At 73.7% G+C, this 16223-nt stretch carries 19 protein-coding genes; 8 read left to right on the forward strand and 11 right to left on the reverse strand.

What is annotated here, in order from left to right:
- Positions 1-80: 80 nt before the first annotated feature.
- Entirely contained in the window at positions 81-1343 is a 1263-nt protein-coding gene (locus IF02_RS0110600; protein WP_037835991.1) for an NAD(P)/FAD-dependent oxidoreductase, read from the reverse strand.
- Between the two features lie 273 nt (positions 1344-1616).
- Here IF02_RS0110600 and sigK point away from each other — a divergent pair, with 273 nt between their 5' ends.
- A complete protein-coding gene (gene sigK / locus IF02_RS0110605; protein WP_078622005.1) occupies positions 1617-2237 on the forward strand; it encodes an ECF RNA polymerase sigma factor SigK in 621 nt (206 codons plus the stop codon).
- The gene (locus IF02_RS0110610; protein ID WP_030155635.1) at positions 2234-2983 is read left to right on the forward strand and encodes an anti-sigma factor; all 750 of its coding nucleotides are present in this window, start codon (positions 2234-2236) and stop codon (positions 2981-2983) included. Before sigK ends, IF02_RS0110610 begins: the two co-directional genes overlap by 4 nt.
- 15 nt (positions 2984-2998) lie before the next feature.
- Here the strand turns inward: IF02_RS0110610 and IF02_RS0110615 are convergent, their stop codons facing one another.
- The gene (locus IF02_RS0110615) at positions 2999-3622 is read right to left on the reverse strand and encodes a helix-turn-helix domain-containing protein (protein ID WP_051696114.1); all 624 of its coding nucleotides are present in this window, start codon (positions 3620-3622) and stop codon (positions 2999-3001) included.
- 78 nt (positions 3623-3700) lie between these two features.
- Between IF02_RS0110615 and IF02_RS0110620 the strand changes: the two genes are divergently transcribed.
- The 5 genes from IF02_RS0110620 (at position 3701) to IF02_RS0110640 (ending at position 9435) form a co-directional block, all read left to right on the forward strand.
- Complete coding sequence (locus IF02_RS0110620) at positions 3701-4687, forward strand: class I SAM-dependent methyltransferase (RefSeq protein WP_030155639.1); 987 nt, start codon at positions 3701-3703, stop codon at positions 4685-4687.
- A 166-nt stretch (positions 4688-4853) separates the two neighbouring features.
- The gene (pgm, locus tag IF02_RS0110625; RefSeq protein ID WP_030155640.1) at positions 4854-6494 is read left to right on the forward strand and encodes a phosphoglucomutase (alpha-D-glucose-1,6-bisphosphate-dependent); all 1641 of its coding nucleotides are present in this window, start codon (positions 4854-4856) and stop codon (positions 6492-6494) included.
- 122 nt (positions 6495-6616) lie between these two features.
- Entirely contained in the window at positions 6617-7834 is a 1218-nt protein-coding gene (locus tag IF02_RS0110630) for an FAD-dependent monooxygenase (RefSeq protein WP_030155642.1), read from the forward strand.
- A 126-nt stretch (positions 7835-7960) separates the two neighbouring features.
- The gene (locus tag IF02_RS32330) at positions 7961-8332 is read left to right on the forward strand and encodes a hypothetical protein (RefSeq protein ID WP_234318157.1); all 372 of its coding nucleotides are present in this window, start codon (positions 7961-7963) and stop codon (positions 8330-8332) included.
- Positions 8333-8700: 368 nt separating this feature from the next.
- Positions 8701-9435: an SOS response-associated peptidase gene (locus tag IF02_RS0110640; RefSeq protein WP_030155645.1), complete on the forward strand. Its 735-nt coding sequence runs from the start codon at positions 8701-8703 to the stop codon at positions 9433-9435.
- Positions 9436-9457: 22 nt separating this feature from the next.
- Here IF02_RS0110640 and IF02_RS0110645 read toward each other — a convergent pair whose 3' ends face one another.
- From IF02_RS0110645 to IF02_RS35450, 7 genes are read right to left on the reverse strand one after another with little or no spacing between them, the layout of a single operon-like run.
- On the reverse strand, positions 9458-10516 hold the full coding sequence (locus IF02_RS0110645; protein ID WP_030155647.1) for an alpha/beta hydrolase: 1059 nt from the start codon (positions 10514-10516) through the stop codon (positions 9458-9460).
- A gap of 56 nt (positions 10517-10572) precedes the next feature.
- Positions 10573-11832 carry an anhydro-N-acetylmuramic acid kinase gene (locus IF02_RS0110650; RefSeq protein ID WP_030155649.1) on the reverse strand — a complete coding sequence of 420 codons (1260 nt, stop codon included), beginning with the start codon at positions 11830-11832 and terminating at the stop codon, positions 10573-10575.
- Positions 11829-13142, reverse strand: coding sequence for an MFS transporter (locus IF02_RS0110655; protein ID WP_420708126.1), 1314 nt, complete (start codon positions 13140-13142; stop codon positions 11829-11831). Before IF02_RS0110655 ends, IF02_RS0110650 begins: the two co-directional genes overlap by 4 nt.
- Positions 13139-13477, reverse strand: a complete 339-nt coding sequence (locus IF02_RS34755) for a DUF4288 domain-containing protein (protein ID WP_030155652.1) — start codon at positions 13475-13477, stop codon at positions 13139-13141. The genes IF02_RS0110655 and IF02_RS34755 overlap by 4 nt, the downstream gene beginning before the upstream one ends.
- The gene (locus IF02_RS34760) at positions 13474-13773 is read right to left on the reverse strand and encodes a hypothetical protein (protein WP_030155653.1); all 300 of its coding nucleotides are present in this window, start codon (positions 13771-13773) and stop codon (positions 13474-13476) included. The genes IF02_RS34755 and IF02_RS34760 overlap by 4 nt, the downstream gene beginning before the upstream one ends.
- Positions 13774-13775: 2 nt before the next feature.
- Complete coding sequence (locus tag IF02_RS0110670; protein WP_030155655.1) at positions 13776-14225, reverse strand: hypothetical protein; 450 nt, start codon at positions 14223-14225, stop codon at positions 13776-13778.
- A 22-nt stretch (positions 14226-14247) separates the two neighbouring features.
- Positions 14248-14808 carry a DUF5133 domain-containing protein gene (locus tag IF02_RS35450; protein ID WP_037835993.1) on the reverse strand — a complete coding sequence of 187 codons (561 nt, stop codon included), beginning with the start codon at positions 14806-14808 and terminating at the stop codon, positions 14248-14250.
- A 127-nt stretch (positions 14809-14935) separates the two neighbouring features.
- Between IF02_RS35450 and IF02_RS0110680 the strand changes: the two genes are divergently transcribed.
- Positions 14936-15187: an EF-hand domain-containing protein gene (locus IF02_RS0110680; protein ID WP_030155659.1), complete on the forward strand. Its 252-nt coding sequence runs from the start codon at positions 14936-14938 to the stop codon at positions 15185-15187.
- A gap of 52 nt (positions 15188-15239) precedes the next feature.
- Here the strand turns inward: IF02_RS0110680 and IF02_RS0110685 are convergent, their stop codons facing one another.
- Together IF02_RS0110685 and IF02_RS0110690 are read right to left on the reverse strand one after the other, a co-directional pair.
- Positions 15240-15788, reverse strand: a complete 549-nt coding sequence (locus IF02_RS0110685; RefSeq protein WP_030155660.1) for a DoxX family membrane protein — start codon at positions 15786-15788, stop codon at positions 15240-15242.
- A gap of 98 nt (positions 15789-15886) precedes the next feature.
- Positions 15887-16171 carry a hypothetical protein gene (locus IF02_RS0110690; RefSeq protein ID WP_030155662.1) on the reverse strand — a complete coding sequence of 95 codons (285 nt, stop codon included), beginning with the start codon at positions 16169-16171 and terminating at the stop codon, positions 15887-15889.
- Positions 16172-16223 lie beyond the last annotated feature (52 nt).

A 16223-nucleotide genomic window follows, 5' to 3' on the forward strand; every position in this document is an offset into this window, starting at 1 on the left:
CGCCGGTGCCACCGGGACCTTCGCCTCCGCCAGGACCGTCCGGCACGCCCTCTGCGCCACCGTGGGCGCCTCCACCCCGCTCACCAGCGCACCCCCAGCGCCGCGGCCGCCCGTACCCCGGAACGGCAGCCGTCCTCGTGGAAGCCCCACCCGTGGTACGCCCCGGCGAACGCGGTGACCCGCGTGTTGAGGCGGGGCAGCGCCCGCTGCGCGGCCACCGACTCGGGGGTGTAGACGGGGTGCGCGTAGTCCATACGGGCCAGGACGCGCTCGGGGTCGATCCGGCCGCCCGCGTTCAGCGTGACGACGTACCGGGTGGCGCCCGGCAGCCGCTGGAGGCGCGTCATGTCGTAGCTGACCCGGACCCCGCCCGCCCCCGGGCGGCAGTCGTCGAGGTGGTAGTTCCAGGAGGCCCGGGCCCTGGGCGAGCGGGGCAGCAGGCTCGTGTCGGTGTGCAGCACCGTCGGGTTCGCCTCGTACCGGAAGGCCCCGAGGATCCGCTGCTCGTCCCGGGTGGGATCGGCCAGCAGCCGCAGTGCCTGGTCGGGGTGCGTGGCGATGACGACCGCGTCGTAGGCATCGGTGGTGCCGTGCTCGGTGCCCACCAGGACGCCGCTCGGTATCCGGTCCACCCGGTTGACCGGCGTGGCGGTCCGGACGTTGCTGATCTCCTTGGCGACCTTCTCCACGTAGGCCGCGCTGCCGCCGGTGACGGTCTTCCACTGCGGGGAGCCGGTCACGGACAGCAGCCCGTGGTGGTCGAGGAAGCGGAACAGGTACGCGGCCGGGTACTCCAGCGCGGTCTCGGCGGGGCAGGACCACACCGCCGACACCAGCGGAGTGATGAAGTGGGTGACGAAGTACGGGGAGAACCCGCCGTCGGCGAGAAAGGCGCGCAGGGTGAGCTGCTGCGGGGGGCCGTCCCCGGCCAGCAGGCCGCGGGCCCGGCGGTGGAAGAGCGGTACCTCCGCCAGCAGCCGCAGGTACCGGCCGCGCAGGGCGGACCGCCCGGTGAACAGGCCCGCGGCCCCGCGGGCACCGGCGTACTCCAGCCCGCAGCCGTCGCACCGTACCGACATGCTCATCTCGGAGTCCTGCGTGGCCACTCCGAGTTCGCGGAAGAGCCGGAGCAGCAGGGGGTACGTGCGCTCGTTGTGGACGATGAACCCCGAGTCCACCCGCGCCGTTCCGCCGCCCGGGGCCGGCAGTTCATGGGTGTGGGCGTGGCCCCCCAGCCGGGGGTCCGCCTCGTACAGCGTGACGTCGCACGCCTTTTGCAGGACGTAGGCGGCGGTCAGTCCCGCCACCCCGCCGCCGATCACGGCCACACTCTGGGTACGCACAGTCCGTCACTCCCCACCGGTCGCCACGCCGCCGTCCGCGGCGGCGTTTCCCCTTGCTTCGCAGCCGAAGCGACCGCGGATTGGTGACAGTTGGCGAAAGCGGAATCAGCAGCGGTGCGGGAGGTTGCACATTGATCGGGAATTGGCGACCTGGTTGACCAATCCGCACAGATGTCCGCTCCGAAGACCGGTCAAGAACGCGAACCTGGCAGCATCCGGAGCGGTCGGCCCTCTGAGTGGAAGGGCCGGTCCTTTCGACAGGGAAGGACTGTCATGCGACGGACGGATCCCGGCGGACCTTCCGCCACCACCGGGCAAGCGCTGCCCTTCGGTGTCCCCGACACCGCTGCCCCCAGGCTCGAAGACCTGATGTCCCGGGTGGCCCGCGGCGACAAGGACGCCTTCTCCGCCCTTTACGACGCCCTGTCCGGGACCGTGTTCGGACTGGTCGTCCGGGTCGTACGCGACCGCGCCCAGTCCGAGGAGGTGACACAGGAAGTGATGATCGACCTGTGGCGGCAAGCCGCCCGCTACCGCCCAGACCAGGGCAGCGTGCTCAGCTGGGCCGCCACCCTCGCCCACCGCCGGGCCGTCGACCGGGTCCGATCCGCCCAGGCCGCGATCAACCGCGAACACGACCAGGCCGCCCGCCAACAGGCGCGCCCGTTCGACGAGGTGGCGGAACAGGTCGAGACCCGGCTGGAGAGCGAACAGGTACGGCGCTGCATGCGCGGCCTGACCGAGATCCAGCGCCAAGCCGTCACCCTGGCCTACTACCAGGGCCTGACCTACCGTGAGGTCGCAGAGACCCTGCGCACTCCACTGCCCACGATCAAGACACGCATGCGCGACGGACTCATCCGGCTGCGCGACTGCATGGGGGTGACCACATGAAGCACGACGGGGAACTGCACACCCTCACCGGCGCGTACGCCCTCCACGCACTCACACCGGCGGAACACGAGGTGTTCACCACACACCTCGCCGACTGCCCGTCCTGCCGGCAGGAAGTGGCCGAATTCTCCGCCACCGCCGCCCGCCTGGCCGGGGCCGCCACCCTGTCGCCGCCGCCGCGCATGAAGGACGCGGTCCTGTACGGCATCGAGTCGGTCCGCCAACTGCCTCCGCTGCTCCCGGCCACGGGCAGGCCGATGACGTTCACCGCCATCCTGCGCCGCAAGGCCATCACCCTGGCCATCGCCGCGAGCATCGTCGGGGCGGCCGTGCTCGGGGGCGTCACCGTCCGGCAGAACCGGCTCGCCGAGGACGCCCGGCAGCAGGCCCAGGCCACCGAACGCCGCCTCCAGGACGTCACCGCCGTCGTGGCCGCCGCCGACGCCCGTACCGTACGGGGCCGCACCACCACCGGCGCCGCCACCTCCGTGGTCAGCTCCAAACTGCAGAACAGGGCGGTCTTCATCGGCTCGGGGCTCCCCGACCCGGGCGCGGGCCGGACGTACCAGCTCTGGTTCGAGGACCACGGCACCATGCGGCCCGCCGGGCTGCTCACGCAGGACGGGGCCACGCTCATGCAGGGCGGCATCCAGGGCGCCTCCGGGGTGGGACTCACCGTCGAACCCGCGGGCGGGTCCGCCCGGCCCACCTCCCGCCCGCTGCTGCTCCTCAACCTGCCGGCCTGAACCCGCCCCGCCTCCCTACGGGGCGGGTTTCTGGACGGGCTTCGCACGGACGTGCATGCGTTCGCCCTGCCTGCCGAAGAGGCTGAGCACCTCGACGGGCCGGCCGTCGGCGCTGCTGAACCAGTGGGGCAGCCGCGTGTCGAACTCGGCGACCTCGCCGGGGCCGAGGACCAGGTCGTGCTCGGAGAGCACCAGCCGCAGCCGGCCCTGCAGCACGTACATCCACTCGTAGCCCTCGTGGGTACGGAGATCCGGCTCGGAGCCCCGGTCGGTGATGATCATCTTGTACGCCTGGAGGGGACCCGGAGTCCTGGACAGCGGGACGAACGTACCGCCGCTCGGCAGCTCATGCGGGGTCAGCCGGACCCGGGGATCGCCCACCTCGGGCGCCCCCACCAGATCGTCCAGCGGCACGCGGTACGCGCCGGCCAGCGGCAGCAGCAGCTCCAGGCTGGGGCGGCGCTGCCCGGACTCCAGCCGGGACAGGGTGCTCTTGGAGATGCCGGTCGTCTCGGAGAGCGCGGCCAGCGTGAGGCCGCGCTTGGCACGGAGCCGCTTGAGTCGCGGGCCGACCTCGTCGAGGACGCTCTGGTAGGGCGGTGGCGGTGCGTCGGCCGGTGCGTCGGCTGGTGTGTCCATGCGGGCATTCCACCCCGCTGTCCCGGAAACGGCAACAAGAGTTGTCGTATCGGATCCGCAGGGGGCAGGCTCCGCGCCATGAGCCCCCACAGCGATTCCAGCCCCGCACACGGCCACGGCCACGGTCACGGACACGGGCAGGCGGACGCGCACGCGCCCGGCCACGGCTCCGGCCACCACTCCGCCGAACTCGACTGGGACGTCATGGCGACCCAGCTGGAGAACGGCGCCGAGCTTCAGCTCCCCGGCCTGCGCCGGACGGCGGCCCACCTGGGCGAGCTGCTCGGCCCCTCGGCCGAGGTCCGCCGCATCCTCGACATCGGCAGCGGACCCGGCGTGATGACCTGCGTGCTCGCCGAGGCCTTCGCCGGCGCCGAGACCGTCGCCGTCGACGCCACGCCCGGCCTGCTGGACCGCACCCTGGCCCGCGCCGAGAAGCTCGGCCTCGGCGACAGGGTGGCCGTACGCCACGCGCAACTGCCCGAAGGCCTGGGCAGCGGCGTGGGGCCCGGCGGGGAGGGCCTCGGCACGGCGGATCTGATCTGGAGCAGCAAGACCGTCCACCACCTCGGCGATCAGCAGTCCGCGCTGGACGCGCTGGCCGGTGTACTGCGGCCCGGCGGGGTGCTCGCCGTGGCGGAGGGCGGCCTGCCGATGCGCTTCCTCCCGCGCGACATCGGGATCGGCAGGCCGGGCCTGCAAGCCCGGCTCGACGCCGTCCACGAGCACTGGTTCTCGGTCATGCGGGCCGAGCTCCCCGGCAGCACCCCCGTCGTCGAGGACTGGCCCGCGATGCTCGGCCGCGCCGGGCTGTCCCGCGTCGGGAGCTTCACGTACCTCCTCGACCTGCCGGCCCCGCTGGGCGGGACGGCCCGCGCCTTCCTGCACACCCAGCTCACCCGGCTGCGGGAGGCCGCGAGCGACATGCTCGACGCGGACGACCTCGACACCCTCGACGTGCTGCTCGATCCCGAGGCGCAGCACGGCATCCTCAGCCGGCCCGACGCCTTCCTGCTGTCCGCCACCACCGTCTTCACCGGCGTGCGAGAGGCCTCTGACGGCTGATCGCCGCCCGGGCGACGGCGATCTTCGCCGTGGGCCCGCCGCGCGCCCGCTGCGTGACCCGGGGCACAGGTGGGGGCCGAGTGGGGACGTGGCGGTGCGGGCACGTTCAGGGGGCGACACAATGACCACTGTTGTTCTCTTTGATCCAGTACGGAGGAATGGGCGGATGCTCAACGAAAGAGCGGGGCAGCAGGCGCGCCCGGAGGACCTGGTCGACGTGGCCCGGCTCGTGACCGCGTACTACGCCCTGCACCCCGATCCCGCGGATCCCGGCCAGCGCGTCAGCTTCGGCACCTCGGGACACCGCGGCTCCTCCCTCGCCACGGCCTTCAACGAGGACCACATCGCCGCGACCAGTCAGGCGATCTGCGAGTACCGGGCCCGGCAGGGCATCGACGGCCCGCTCTTCCTCGGTGCGGACACCCATGCCCTGTCCGAACCCGCCCGAGTGACCGCCCTCGAGGTCTTCGCCGCCAACGACGTGACCGTGCTCGTCGACGCCGCCGACGGCTACACCCCCACGCCCGCCGTCTCGCACGCGATCCTCACCCACAACCGCGGTCGCACCTCGGCCCTGGCCGACGGAGTGGTGGTCACCCCCTCGCACAACCCGCCCGCGGACGGCGGCTTCAAGTACAACCCGCCGCACGGCGGGCCCGCCGGATCGGATGCGACCGGCTGGATCCAGGAGCGCGCCAACGAGATCATCACCGGCGGCATGAAGGAGGTCCGGCGGATCCCGTTCGCGCGCGCGGCGGCGGCGTCGACCACCAGTACGTACGACTACCTCGGCACGTACGTGCGCGATCTGCCGTCCGTGCTCGACCTGGACGCCGTACGCACCGCGGGCGTGCGCATCGGGGCCGACCCGCTCGGCGGGGCCTCCGTCGCGTACTGGGGGCGGATCGCCGAGGAGCACCGCCTCGACCTGACCGTGGTCAACCCGTACACCGACCCCACCTGGCGGTTCATGACGCTGGACTGGGACGGCAAGATCCGGATGGACTGCTCCTCCCCGTACGCGATGGCCTCGCTGATCGAGGGCCGGGACCGGTTCCAGATCGCCACCGGCAACGACGCGGACGCCGACCGGCACGGCATCGTGACCCCGGACGGCGGACTGATGAACCCCAACCACTACCTCGCCACGGCGATCGAGTACCTCTACGACCACCGCGAGCAGTGGCCGGCGGACGCGGGCGTCGGCAAGACCCTGGTGTCCTCGGGGATGATCGACCGGGTGGCCGCGGACCTGGGCCGCGAACTGGTGGAGGTGCCCGTCGGATTCAAGTGGTTCGTGGACGGGCTCTCCGCGGGCAGCATCGGCTTCGGCGGCGAGGAGTCGGCCGGGGCCTCCTTCCTGCGCCGCGACGGCTCGGTGTGGACCACGGACAAGGACGGCATCCTCCTCGCCCTGCTGGCCTCGGAGATGCTCGCCGTGACGGGGCAGACCCCGAGCGAGCGGTACGCCGGTCTCACGGCCCGGTTCGGCGAGCCGGCGTACGCGCGGATCGACGCCCCGGCCACCCGGGAGGAGAAGGCGGTGCTCGGCCGGCTGTCCCCCGAACAGGTCACCGCCGACACCCTGGCTGGGGAGCCGGTCACGGCGGTGCTGACGCAGGCTCCGGGGAACGGGGCCGCCATCGGCGGCATCAAGGTCACCACGGAGCACGCCTGGTTCGCGGCGCGCCCGTCGGGGACGGAGGACGTCTACAAGATCTACGCCGAGTCCTTCCTCGGCGCCGACCACCTGGCCCGCGTACAGGAGGAGGCCCGGTCCGTCGTCTCGGCGGCGCTGTCCGACTGATCCCCCCCGCCGGCGAACCCCCGCCGGGCCCTTGCCGATTCCTCGCGGACGAACCCGCCACCCCCACGGGAGATTTCTCAGTAGGGTGGCGGGCTCCGGGAGTTCACGCGGAGGGAGCAGACATGCGGGGCGGTACGGTCGCGGTGGTGGGCGGGAGCGTCGCCGGTTGCGCGCTGGCCTCGGCGGCGGCCCGGGCGGGCGCCGACGAGGTGGTGGTGCTGGAGCGCACCCACGGACGGCTGGCGGACCGGGGCCTGGGGCTGTGCATCCACGACGGCCGGGCCGCCGAACTCACCGCCACCGGCGCGCTGCCCGCCGGCATCGCGGCGCACCGGCTGACGCGGCGCCGCTGGATCGTCCGGGACGACGCGGCGGCCGGGCCGGCCGGGCGGGTGTTCTGGGAACAGCCCTTCCCCTTCCACTCGTACCACTGGGGCCTGCTGTGGCGCGGGCTGCGGGAGGCGACACCCGCCTCGGTGGTCTACCGGCAGGGCGCGGCGGTGACGGGCGTGGCCGGCACGGGCGAGCGGGCCGAGGTACGGCTGGCCGACGGGACCGCCGAGCCGTTCGACCTGGTCGTCGGCGCCGACGGGTACCGCTCGGTGGTGCGCGAGGCGGTCTGCCCCGGTTCCCGGCCGGTCTACGCCGGTTACGTCTGCTGGCGGGGCAACCTCGACGCCCGGGGGCCGGCCGCGCTCGGCGACGACGGAGTGCCCTCCGACGCGGTGACCACCGTCTGCTTCAACGGCGGGAGCTGCGTCATCTACCCCACCCCCGGACCGGACGGCCCCCGGGTGAACTGGGTCCTGTACGCCATGCCTCCGCGGAGCGGCCGACTGCCGTTCGACGACCCGACGAGCTTCCCGCCGGGGCGGGTGACCGAGGAACTCACCGCACACCTGCGCACGTTGCTGGAGCGGGAGTTCCCGCCCCACTGGGCGCGGGTGCTCGGCATGACGGAGCCCGCGGACACCTACGTCCAGCCCATCTACGACCTCGAGACGGCGCGTACGACGGCCGGGCGCCTGCTGCTCGCGGGCGACGCGGCCACCGTGGTGCGCCCGCACAACACGAGCGGGGTGGCCAAGGCCCTCCAGGACGCCACCGCGTTCGAGGACGCGTGGCGCCGGGCCGGCACCTGGGCCGAGCTGCTGGGCGGATACCACGCCGCGCGCGGTCCGGCAGGCCGGGAGATGGTCGCCCTGGCCCGCCGCCTCGGCCGGGGGCAGGTGGAGCAGACCCCTGCCTGGGCCGCGATGAACCACCGCGAGGTGGAGTCGTGGTGGCAGGAACTGCTCGACGGCGCCGCCGACATCGGCGGCCAGGCCATGAGGCCGTAGACCCGTACCCGCGCAGTCCCGTACCCGCGCAGGCCCGTACCTGACCGGACGGTCCTGCCGCTCGTTATCGGCCAAGCGGAGCGTGGCCGCCCCGGGAGTCACACCGCAGGCCCTACGGTGATCCCGATGCGCCCGCCGGCGCAGCACCATGTCCACAAGGTCGGCGCCGACGGGCTCCACCACATCGCCGACGGCGTCCGCAAGCAGTACCACCAGGAGTCGGTGCTCACCTTCCGCTGCCTGCCGCGCACCTCACCGGACACCGACGCCGTCGAGATCCAGGCCCCGGGCGTCTCGGCGGCCCGCCTGCGCGAAGCACTGCTCGCGGACCCCGAGGCCCGCGAGCGCCTCGGCGGCGGCTCGGTCACCACGGGCGGCCGCCTCATCCTGATCGCCCCGCTCGCCGACCTCCCGCTGGCCCGTCGCCTCACGGCCGGCCTGGGGGTGGACTGGAACACGGCGAAGGTGAGCTACGGGGACGAGGAATTCGTCTCGTAGGCCCCGGCTCGGCCCGCCCCGGCCCGCCCCGGCCCGGCTCGGGACGCACATGACGACCGTGCCCTCGGCCGGCGGGGGTGGGCGGCCGGGGGCCGCCCGGACGAGCTGGGCCCCGGGTGGCCGTCGCTGAGCGGGGCGGCGGCACTGCGGCCTACCCTGGAGACGGCGGCCGTCCGCGGTGAGCGGCCCGGGCGGCCGCCCCGGCGGCTGCGGGCACGTACCCCTCCTTGAATCCCGCGCCCGCGGCGCCGGCACGGCGGCCGGTCACGTGACGGCACGGCGGGGCACGGCGGGGCACGGCGGGGCGGGCGGCGCGGCGCGGTGCGGAGCCGAGCCGGAAGGGCCCTCGCGGTGGGACAGTGGATGCCATGTGCGGTCGATATGCCTCCAGCCGCGCCCCCGAAGACCTGGCCGGCCTGTTCGAGGCCCGCTGGGACCCCCGGGAGACGCTGGCACCGAGCTGGAACGTGGCCCCCACCGACGAGGTGTGGGCGGTCCTCGAACGCCCCGACCGCACGACGGGGGAGGTGGAGCGCCGGCTGCGCACCCTGCGGTGGGGCCTTGTCCCCTCCTGGGCGAAGGATCCGAACGGCGGCGCCCGGATGATCAACGCGCGGGTGGAGACGGTGCACGAGAAGCCGGCCTACCGCCGCGCCTTCACCCGCCGCCGCTGCCTGCTGCCCGCCGACGGTTTCTACGAGTGGCAGTCCGTGGCCGCCACCGCCACGGCGAAGGCGTACAAGCAGCCGTACTTCATCACTCCGCAGGACGCCGGGGTGATGGCCATGGCCGGGCTGTACGAGTTCTGGCGCGACCCGGCCGTGACCGAGGAGGACGATCCGGCCGCCTGGCTCCTCACCACCACGATCATCACGACCGAGGCCACCGACGCGGCCGGCCGCATCCACCCCCGCATGCCCCTGGCCGTGGCCGCGCAGGACCAGGACGCCTGGCTGGATCCCGCCCACGAGGACGTCCACGGCCTCCGGGCCCTGCTCCACACCCCGTCCGACGGTCACCTCGACGTACGGGCGGTGTCCACCGCGGTCAACAGCGTACGGAACAACGGCCCGGAGCTGCTCGAACCCCCGGCCGGCCGCTGAGCGCGCGCCCGCGCCCGCCCGGTCAGGCGCCGATGGCCGCCATCAGCATCGGGAACGAGGACACCAGCTCGCGCTCCCAGTACGGCCACGCGTGGACGCCCTGGTACGAGCACACCGCCGCCGGAATACCGAGCTGGGCGAGTCGCAGCAGCAGATCCTGGTTCATGCCGTGGATGAGCGCTTCCACGCGCTCCGTGCCGTGGCGGAGCGGGTTCGTGCAGCGCGTCGGGCTCGCCGGCGGTTCGCCCCACTGCCAGCCCGTACCGGCGTCCGTGCCGTCGCCGTACGAGACGTAGAGCGCGGTACCGGTCAGCCCGGCGGCCTGATGGACCGGGTCGTTGCGCTCCCACACGCCGCGCTGGCGTACGTCCGCCGGGTCCAGGGTGTCGTACGGGAACCCCGGCTCGCCCCAGATGCGCCGCCAGTCGGTGTGGCACGCGCCGCCTGCGCCCTTCACCAGGTCGGGTCCGGAGAGCCCGCCGTCGAGCGACAGGTGGAGCGTGCTGACCGCCCCGCTGTACGAGGCCACCGCGCGGAACATGCCGGGGTGCATCGCGGCGAGCTTCATCGCGCCGAGCCCGCCCATCGACAGCCCCGCGACGGCACGCACCGTACCGGCGCGGTACCCGCTCTCCAGCAGCGGCCGCATCTCGTCGACCAGGTAGGTCTCCCAGGCCGGAGGGCCGCCGCTGCCGGTGTTGTACCAGTCGCTGTACCCGCTGCACGGGCTGGTCTGCGGCAGCACCACGAGGACGTCCCGGGGGGCGGCCAGCTCCTCGATGTGGGTGTTGGCGGTCCAGTCGGTGTGGTCCCCCGGTCCGCCGTGCAGCAGCCACAGGACGGGCCACGTACGGGTGGCGGTCTTGGACCAGGCCGGCGGCAGCAGCAGCCGCACCTTGACCGGCGCGTCGATCTCGGGCGAGGAGACGGTGAGATCGAGCGTCCGGTCGTCGATCCGCTGCTCCTCGACCACCTGGGCCGGGTTGTCGGCCGCACGGGCGGACCCGGCCCCCGCCGGCTCCAGCAGGAGTACGAGCGCCGCCAGTACCGAGGCCGCGTGTCGCGTGATCCGATGGTGCACGAGAACGTTCCTTCCTTCCGACGCGCTGTTCCCCGGCCGGTCCTTCCGGACGCCGGTCACCGGGCGGCCCGCGCGATGGCCGCCCCGCGTACGGTCAGGGCCTGCGGGGCGCGGCCCGGATGCGCGGGAAGGCGCAGTGGGCGGCTGCCCGGGGTGAGCGACCCGAGTAGGCGCGGCCCCGCGGCGCCCGTGCACCCCGGGGCATTGCCCGGGAGGCCGTGCAGGGTGAGGTATCCGAGCACCGCGAAGGCGTAGGCCTCCTTCGCCTCCGCGGGCAGCCCCAGCTCCTGCGACCCGCGTACCGCCGTGCTGCCGGTACGGGCAGAACCACCGGTGCTGCCCGTACGGCCCGTGCCGGCCGTGTCGCCCGCCAGCTCTTCGCGGAGCATCGCCATCAGCGCGGGGTTCCGTACGCCGCCACCGGACACGAACACCTCGGTGGTTCCGAGCGGGCGCAGGGCGTCGGCCACCGTCCGGGCGGTCAGACGCGTGAGGGTGGCCACGAGGTCCTGCGGCCGGAGCTCGCCGAACCCCGCCAGCCGTGCCCGCAGGTAGCCCGCGTGGAACAGCTCCTTGCCCGTCGTCCGGGGAGCCGGCAGCCGGTAGTACGGCTCCCCGCACAGCAGCCGCTCCAGCAGCGCCTCGTGGACGCGCCCGGCGGCGGCGAGCGCGCCGTCCGCGTCGTACGCGAGCTTCCCGGCGCTCAGTTCACGGACCGCGGCGTCGATCAGCGCGTTGCCCGGGCCGGTGTCGAACGCCAAGGGACCGCCGCCCGCCGGCAGCACGGTGACGTTGGCGATCCCCCCGATGTTCAGGGCGGCGGGTACGCCGGGGCGCCCGCGCAGGAGCATCAGGTCGATCAGACTGACCAGGGGTGCGCCCTGCCCGCCCGCCGCCACGTCGCGCGGCCGGAACCCGGAGACGACCGGGCAGCCGCTGCGCTCCGCGATCCAGGCCGGTTCGCCGAGCTGGAGCGTGCCGTGCACCCGGCCGTCCTCGGCCCAGTGGTACACCGTCTGCCCGTGTGAGGCGACCAACTCGGCGCGTCCCGCGCACAGTTCCCGGTCGGCGCGGGCGGCGACGGCCGCGAAGGCCTGCCCGATCCGGGTGTCGAGGCGGCAGACCTCGGCCAGGGTGGTCGCCGCGGGCGGCAGGGCGGCGGCGAGGGCCTGCCGTACGTCGGCCGGGTACGGCTCGCTGACCATGCCCAGCGGGACGAGGTGCAGCGCGCCGTCCTCGGCGGAGAGTTCGAGATCGGCGGCCGCGGCGTCGACGGCGTCGTACGAGGTCCCCGACATCAACCCGATCACCCTCATCGCAGCGGCTCCCGGTGGTCGCGGCCGCGCAGGCCCAGCAGGGCGAAGCAGCTGAGGGCGCAGGCGCCGGCGGCGTAGTACGCGGGCACGGAGGTGTCTCCCGTCCGGGCGATCAGGGCGGTGATGACAAGCCCGGCGCAGCCGGAGAACACCGCGTTGGCGAGGGCGTAGGCCAGTCCGAGCCCGGTACAGCGCACCCGCCGCGGGAACATTTCGGCGAGCATGGCCGGCCCCGGTCCGGCCATCAGGCCGACCAGCGCACCCGCGAGCAGTACGGCCCCGGCCCTGAACCAGGGCGAGGCGCCGGGGGACTGGAGCACGTGGAGGAGGGGGAGGGCGAACACCACGACGCCGAGGGCCCCGCCCAGTATCACGGGGCGCCGGCCGATCCGGTCGCTGAGCGCCCCGGCGGGCAGGATCGAGGCGGCGAACCCGGCGTTGGCGAGGGCGGTGGCCAGCAGGGCCTCGCGCAGGGATGCGCCCAGGGTCGCCTGGAGGTACGACGGCAGGACGACGAGGAAGGTGTACCCGGCCGCGGACCAGCCCATGATCCGCCCGATGCCGAGGACGACGGCCCGCGCGAGCTCCCGGGGGCCGACGGGACGGGCGTCCGCCGCGGGAGCCGGTGGCGGCGGTGGCGCGGGCGGTTCCTCCAAGGCCGTACGCAGCCACAGCGCCACCGCACCCAGCGGCAGGGCCAGCAGGAACGGGATGCGCCAGCCCCACGCGTGCAGGGCTCCGGCGGGCAGCGCGCTCGCCAGGGCGGCGGCCGTACAGGCCCCCGTGAGCAGGCCGAGCGCGACGGTGAAGGACTGCCAGGCGCCGAAGAGGCCGCGGCGACCCACGGGCGCGTACTCCGTCATGAGGGCGACGGCCCCGCCGAACTCGCCACCCGCGGAGAGCCCTTGCAACACCCGCAGGAGGGTGAGCAGCCAGGGCGCGGCAGCGCCGATGGCGGCGCGGGTGGGCAGCAGCCCGATCGTCACGGTGGCGAGGGTCATGAGGCCGACGACCACGATGAGGGTGGGCCGCCGCCCCAGCCGGTCGCCGAGCCGCCCGAACAGCACGGCGCCGACGGGCCGGAAGAAGAAGGCGAGGGCGAACGAGGCGTACGTGGCCACCAGCGCTTCGGCTCCGCTGCTCCCCTCGTGCCGGAAGAAGTTCGCGGCGATGACGGTGGCGAGGCTCCCGTAGACGCCGAACTCGTACCACTCGACGAGATTGCCGACCGACCCGGCGAGCAGGGCCCGCCTGGTGGTGCTCGTGCGGACGGCCGCCGCGGGGCGCAGTGCGAGGGGTCTCACCGTCAGAGGTCCTCGCCCGAGAGGAGGGGCTCGAACGCCGTGTAGGCGGCGAGGTTCCGGAAGTGCCTCGTGTAGAGCTCCGTTCCGTCGCCCACGCGGTCGTCCGGTACCTCCGCGACGTCCACGAGCTGCCGGAACGTCCAGGTGATCAGCTCACCTTCCGCGTTGCGGTAGTCCGTCTCCATGCCTTCGCCGTGGGCCCGGGCCTTCTGCCTGGCCTCGTCCTCGTTCCGGGCGGCCAGCAGGACGAAGCTCTCCCGGTACAGGGGCGGTTGGCCGTCGGAGGCCGTCGAGGCCGAAGCCTCGGCGGCGCAGAGGAGGACGGCGACGTACGTCCTCACTTCCTGAACCGGTTGTCGTTCAGCAGCTTCCACGCCGTCTGGCAGGACTTGAGCCCGCAGCCCCGGATGTACCCGAGGGAGTCCCCGTAGTGCTCCCCGGGGAACGCCTGCCGGATGGAACCCCTGCGGCACCGCGAGATGAAGTTGTTCGCGATCTCGCCCAGGTTCTCGCCGGCCACGCACGCGTCGGCCGGCCGCACCGGCACGGCACCGGCGGCCGTAGGCGCCCCGAACAGGACGGCGCACGCGAGGACGAGCGCGGCCGCACCACGCGCCGGCTTCCCGTTGACTGCCATGATCAGCAGCCCGCGAGCTTCCCGTACGCGATCCAGACCTCGCCCTTGCCGTTGATGCTGACGTTGCCCGTCTTGTGCAGTCCGGTGTACTTCCCGCGGTACTTCCTGAGCTGCCCGAACTGCGATTCCAGGGAAAGGTAGGGGGAGTCGGGCTTCCAGTCGCCCGAGAACTCGGCGTACACCCCGTCGGTTCCGTCGGTGCCGCTCGCCCAGCAGGCCCGACTGCCCGAGTAGAGGACCAGGTTGCCGTCGTACTGCATCTCCAGGCGGTTGGCGCCGTGGCTGATGCACTGCCCGGGGATCAGCTTGTCGGTGAACGAGGTTCCGATGTTGCGGCATTGCGCCGCCCGCCCCGTCGCGGCGGAGACCTGCCCGGCCGGTACGGCTGCCGCCGCCAGCAGACTCACCACGGCGAACGCCAGTGCACGGGTCGTGTTCCCGACCGTCTTCATGGACGTACCTTCCTACGCGTGATCACTTCCCTTGGCGATCACGAAAGGTAGCAGCTCGACTACGGAAAGTCGCGCCCTGTGGCGCCTTGTTGACGCCTGTCGGGGCTGCGGTGGTGCCGAGCCACTCGGTGCCGAGGAGGAGTTCGGCCGAGCGGAGTGCCGTGTAGGCGTTCCGTTGACCCATCAAGATGCACAGGGTGTACGTGGCGTCGTCGAGCTCATCGCGTACGGCCGGGTCGTGGGGCGCGGCCAGTGCGCGGCGGCGCAGGGCCCGGTGCCGCTTCAGCAGCTCGCCGATGGCCTGCGGGTCGGGGAGCAGTCGCGTGTACGGCGGGGTCACGGGCTCGGTGGCGGAGCGGGCCTCGTCCATCGCGTCCGCCAGGGCCCTGCCCAAAGGGGCCGGGGGCTTGCCGCCGCTTCCCAGCAGGAGCACGGCCTCGGCCGTCTCGCGGAGGCCCGTGCCGGCGGCCCAGGCCGTGTCTCCCAGGATCTGCCGCGCGGTGTCGGCGCCGCACGGCACCATCGCCATCAGGACGGTGACGGCCCGCTCCGCGGCGGTGTGCTGGGGTGGTGTCTCGCTCATCCGCCTGATTCCTCATTCCTCCGGCTGCTGGTTCGGTTCGGGGTGTACGCCCCCGGTCGGCCCGGGTGGGGTGCGCCGTAGGCTGGCGGCAGGCAGCCCGCCGATTCCTCCCGGAAGGACGTACGCGATGAGTGCGAAGGCCCGCAAACTGTTCGAGGCGCTCGATCTCAACCACGACGGCACCCTGACCCGGCTGGAAGTGATCACCGCCCTGCGGACGAAGGGCCCGACGCTGGCCGCCAACGGCGACCTGCCGTTCTGGGGTCTGGGGGATGTCGACGCCTCGTCCGCGCTCTTCGACGCCGCCGACAAGAACGGCGACAACGTGCTGACGTTCGAGGAGTTCGCCCGGGAGGTCGACCGCCGCTTCGGCTGGTAGCCGCTCCGCCGCCGAGCGGCGCATCGACGCATCGACGCATCGACGACGGAGGCTAGGCCGTCCGGCTGTCGGTGTCCGGGCCGGACGCCTCGGCGGCGGCGAGCGTCGCGGCCCGGCGGCTCAGTACGACGGTGGCCGCGGCCGCGCTGAGCGCGAAGGCCATCACCACCGTGGCCGGCCGGTCCAGCCGGTGCCGGGTGGCATGGTCGAGCGAGAAGCGGCCGGGCCCCGACAGGCCCAGGCAGGCCGCCACGAAGCCGAGGAAGGCCGGGTACTCGAAGCCGCCGCCCTGGGCGAAGAACCCGGCGGGCGCGTGCACGGCGGCGGCGCCGGCCATGGCGCCCGCGGCGGCCGCGCCGGCCGCCGGAGTCGCCAGCCCCAGCGCGAGCAGCGCCCCGCCACCCGCTTCGCCGAGCCCGGCCGCGATCGCGCTCTCCCGGCCCGGGAGGAACCCCATGTGTTCCATGCCCCGGGCCGTTCCCTCGATACCGGCCCCGCCGAACCATCCGAAGAGCTTCTGCGACCCGTGTGCGAGCAGCACGCCGCCCGCGCCCAGGCGCAGGGCGAGCAGTCCGAGATCCTTGCGATGCGTGAGCGGCATGAGGACGGGCCCTTCCTGAGGGGTTGCGTGTCACCTGGCCTCAAGCTTCACGCGGGCACCCGCCGCGCGCACGCGCTGTACCGCGCCCGGGTGCCGGATCAGCCGTCGTCCATGGCGGCATCGCAGGAAGGGCACACGAGGCCCTGCTCCTCCGGCGGGTACCACCGCGAGCCGGGCTCCCCGGACGGGGTCCGCGCCGCCGCTCGCATCGCGAACGTGTCCCTGCCGCACAGTGTTCGCGGGCCCGGCTCGGTGGTGGTACCCGGGGCCGCGGGGGCGGCATGGACCTGGCGTACGGCAGCCCCGGCGCCGGGGGCCGGCCCGCCCGCCGTGTGGCTCGGCGCCGCCGTCTCGAGTTCGTGCACCACGATGATCCCGCTCATACTCCGACGTTAGGCGCCCCTCCGGCAGCCCGCTCCTTCGCGCCGGTGCGGC

This window comes from Streptomyces sp. NRRL S-244, from assembly GCF_000717915.1.
Taxonomy (GTDB): Bacteria; Actinomycetota; Actinomycetes; order Streptomycetales; family Streptomycetaceae; genus Streptomyces.